3 protein-coding genes are annotated in these 4,016 nt (G+C 66.8%); all 3 read left to right on the top strand.

The window, feature by feature from the left end:
• Window positions 1-565, top strand: a 565-nt coding sequence (locus tag C100_RS30555; protein ID WP_024018843.1) for an exosortase C-terminal domain/associated protein EpsI, incomplete at its 5' end; no start/stop codon positions are given.
• A gap of 10 nt (window positions 566-575) precedes the next feature.
• The gene (locus C100_RS30550; protein WP_024018842.1) at window positions 576-2,471 is read left to right on the top strand and encodes an XrtA/PEP-CTERM system amidotransferase; all 1,896 of its coding nucleotides are present in this window, start codon (window positions 576-578) and stop codon (window positions 2,469-2,471) included.
• A gap of 102 nt (window positions 2,472-2,573) precedes the next feature.
• A complete protein-coding gene (locus C100_RS30545) occupies window positions 2,574-3,905 on the top strand; it encodes a sugar transferase (RefSeq protein ID WP_200866550.1) in 1,332 nt (443 codons plus the stop codon).
• The last annotated feature ends 111 nt before the right edge of the window (window positions 3,906-4,016 follow it).

Raw genomic sequence — 4,016 nt, 5'->3', positions numbered from 1 at the left:
CGCCGCCACCGCCGCCGTCGCCGATCCGCTGCCGCCCGTGCTGGCGATGCCCGCCGTCAATGGCTGGAGCCGGACCGCCGATCCCCAGGCCTATCCATGGAAGCCCCGCTTCGACGGGGCCGATCATTTCGTCGCGGGTCGCTATGCCAGCGCGCGGGGCCAGGTGGTTGACCTCGCCATCGCCACCTATGAACGGCAGGACGAGGGTCACGAACTGGTGGGCTTCGCTCAGGGCGCGGCGAACCCGGACAGCGAATGGGTCTGGTCATCGCCCGCGCCCGCGCCCGCCAATGCCGGCGGCGAACAGATTACCGCGCCCGGCCCGGTGGTCCGCCATGTGGTGAGCTTCTACGTCGTGGCCGATGGCCGACCGACCGGCAGCAAGCCCGCCGTCAAACTGGCGACGATGCAGGCGCGCCTGCTGGGCGGGGACCAGCGCGCCGTCGCTATCCTGGTGTCGGCGGAGGAGCGGGAGGGCCAGTCCGCCGACGCGGCCATCGCCGCCTTCCTTGCTGATCTTGGCGATGTGCGGGTTTTGGCTGACCGCGCCATCGGCATCCGCTAGGACGGCGCGCATGTGCGGCATAGCAGGCATCTTCCACCTCGAAACGGCCAAGCCGGTCGATCCCGCGCGAGTGCGCGCGATGCTGGACGTGATGCCCCATCGCGGCCCTGACGGCAGCGGCATCTGGACCGCGCCGGGGGTCGGCCTTGGCCATCTGCGTCTCTCGATCATCGACCTGGCCGGCGGCGCGCAGCCGATGCTGACCGACGATGAAAGCCTCGCCGTCACCTTCAACGGCGAAATCTATAATTTTGCCGAGGTCCGCGCCGAACTGGAGGCGAAGGGCCATGTCTTCCGCACCCATAGCGACACCGAAGTCATCCTCCACGGCTATCGCCAATGGGGCGAGGAATGCGTGCATCGTTTCAACGGCATGTTCGCCTTCGCGCTGTTTGACGCACGGGCGCAATCGCTCTGGCTGGCGCGTGACCGGCTGGGGGTAAAGCCGCTGCATTATGCGCTGCTGTCCGACGGCAGCCTGATTTTCGGGTCGGAACTGAAAAGCCTGCTCGCCCATCCGCTGCTGCGCCGCGCGCCCGACCTGTCGGCGGTCGAGGATTATATGGCCTATGGCTATATCCCCGACGACGCCTGCCTGGTCGCGGGCGTGCGGAAACTGGGCGCGGGGGAGATGTTGCGGCTGGTGCGCGGACGCCCCTTGCCGCAGCCGCAACGCTATTGGGACGTCAGCTTCGCCGATCGCAACCGGGCGAAACCGGAAGTGTTGGAGGAGGAACTTGTCGCGCTGATGCGTCAGGCGGTCCGGTCCCGCATGGTGGCCGATGTGCCGCTGGGCGCTTTCCTGTCGGGCGGCGTCGACAGCAGCAGCGTCGTTGCCTTGATGGCGGAGGCATCGACCCGCGCGGTCAACACCTGCACGATCGGTTTCGATGTCCCGACCCTGGACGAAACCGGCTATGCCGAGCGGATCGCGCGCCGTTTCGCCACCGACCATCGCAGCAGGATCGTATCACCTGATGATTATGGATTGATCGACACGCTCGCCTTCCATTTCGACGAACCCTTTGCCGACGCCTCCGCACTGCCCACCTTTCGGGTCTGCGAACTGGCGCGCGAGCAGGTGACGGTCGCGCTGTCGGGCGACGGCGCGGACGAAGCCTTCGCCGGCTATCGCCGCCACCGTTTCCAGATGCAGGGCGAACGGATGCGCGGCCTCATTCCCGCCTCCGTGCGCCAGCCGCTGTTCGGCACATTGGGCCGCTATTATCCAAAGGCCGACTGGGCGCCGCGTTACCTGCGCGCCAAATCGACCTTCCTCGAATTGGCGGGGGAAGGGGGAGAGGCCTATGCCGCCTCCGTCGGCGTCACGCCTCATGCCCTGCGCCAGCGGCTGTTCAGTCAGGAGATGAAGGGGCGCCTGGGCGCCTATCGGGCGGAGGATCGCTACATCAAGGCGATGGCGGATGCGCCCGCGCGCGATGCGCTCGACCGGGCGCAATATGCCGACATCCGCTTCTGGCTGCCCGGCGACATCCTGACCAAGACCGACCGGATGAGCATGGCCGTCAGTCTGGAAGCGCGCGAGCCTTTGCTGGACTATCGCCTGGTGGAATTCGCCGCGCGCTTGCCGGTCGCCCAGCGCATCCGGGGCAATAGCGGCAAATATCTCGTCAAGAAGGCGATGGAGCCGTTCCTGCCGCAGGACATACTTTATCGCCAGAAAATGGGGTTCGTGACCCCGATCAGCGCCTGGTTCCGCGGCGCGCTGGCGGGCGAAGCGACGGCGATCGCGGGCGGTTCCGCACTTACCAAGACTGGCTGGTTCGACGCGAAGATGCTGGCGAAAGTGGCGGCCGACCACCGCGCCGGCGTTTCCGATCACGGCCGGCTGCTCTGGCAGTTGCTGATGCTGGACAAGGCGCTGACCCGATTGTTCGGGGTCTGATCCTGTCCTCATGGGGACGAGATCCCCTTGCAACCCGCACGCGCCGGTGCCAACGGGGCGCATGACGATGATCGGGGCGCGGGCGTGACAGTCTCCAAGGAAATGGTGCGGTTGCGCCTGTATGCGCTCTGCCTGGCGGGCGATCTTGCCGGGCTGTTCGGCGCCTTCCTCGCCGCCAATTTCTTCGTGCTGGGCGCGCTCTGGGGTGAACCGGGCAAGCCGCATGGCCTGGTCATGTTCGCCATGGTCGCGCCGCTCTACGCGCTGCTGGCGGTGCAAGGCGGCGCCTATGGCATCAACACGCTGGACCATGTGCGCCGGGGCATCTTCCGCGCGCTGCTGGCGCTGGCGCAGGCGGCGTTGTTGATGTTGCTGATCGTCTATCTGGGCAAGATCGCCGAGCAGTTGTCGCGCCTCACCTTCCTCGCCGGGCTGGTGCTGGGCGCGGTCGCGCTGGCGCTGGTGCGCCTGGCCGTCGCGCGCCTGGCGGTCAGCCTGCTGGGCGGCGTCCCTCACCTCACCGCCGTTATCATGGACGGCGTGGCGATCGAAACCGGCCTGCATATGAAGATCATCCAGGCCGACGCCGCCAACCTGCATCCCGAACGCCATGATGCCGACATGGCCGCCCGCCTGGCGAGCGCGGTCGGCATGGCGGAACGAGTCATCGTCGCCTGTCCGTTCGACAGGATGGACGACTGGTCGGCGGCGCTCAAGTCGCTCTCCGCGCGGGGCGAGATCGTCGTGCCCGAATTGCTGCGCTTCGCGCCGGCGCGGGTGGATGAATTTGACGGACAGCCCACGATCATCGTGGCGGGCGGCCCGCTCCAGTTCCGCGACCGCCTCATCAAGCGCTTGTTCGACCTGCTCGTCGCGGCCATCGCCACCATCATCCTGTCGCCGATCCTGATCGCCGCCGCGCTGGCGGTGAAGCTGACCAGCCCCGGCCCGGCGCTGTTTCGCCAGCCACGTATCGGCAAGGACGCGCGCTCCTTCTCCATCTATAAATTCCGCTCCATGCGCAGCGATGCGAGCGATCACAAGGCCGCGACCCTGACCCGGCGCGAAGACCACCGTGTGACCCGCGTCGGCGCTTTCCTGCGCAAGACCAGTATCGATGAATTACCTCAACTTTTCAATGTGTTAAAAGGCGACATGAGCATTGTCGGGCCGCGCCCCCATGCCGCCGCGGCCAAAGCGGGCGACAGCCTCTATTGGGAAGTCGACGCCCGTTACTGGGCGCGCCACTGCATCAAGCCGGGCATGACCGGCCTGGCCCAGGTGCGGGGTCATCGCGGATCGACCGACCATCATCAGGATCTGATCGACCGGCTTCAATCCGACCTTGAATATGTCAGCGACTGGTCGATCTGGCGCGACCTGCGGATCATTGTCGCGACGCTCGGCGTCCTCGTCCATGACAAGGCCTATTGAACCGATGGCGGCCGACCTGATCCTTGCCGCGATCCTGCTGCTTTGCCTGGTCGCGGTGGCCTGGCCGTTCCTCATCTACCCGCTGGTTCTGCGGCTGCTGCCGACCCGGCC

Origin of the sequence: Sphingobium sp. C100 (genome assembly GCF_000508185.1) — a bacterium.
Classification (GTDB): Bacteria; Pseudomonadota; Alphaproteobacteria; order Sphingomonadales; family Sphingomonadaceae; genus Sphingobium.
The sequence above is the reverse complement of the archived record's forward strand: the minus strand, read 5'-3'. Positions and strand labels throughout refer to the sequence as shown.

Bases quoted from the DNA above. Each gene is read 5' to 3' on its own strand.
- C100_RS30550 (WP_024018842.1), top strand. From the start codon at position 576: ATGTGCGGCATAGCAGGCATCTTCCACCTCGAAACGGCCAAGCCGGTC.
- C100_RS30545 (WP_200866550.1), top strand. From the start codon at position 2,574: ATGGTGCGGTTGCGCCTGTATGCGCTCTGCCTGGCGGGCGATCTTGCC.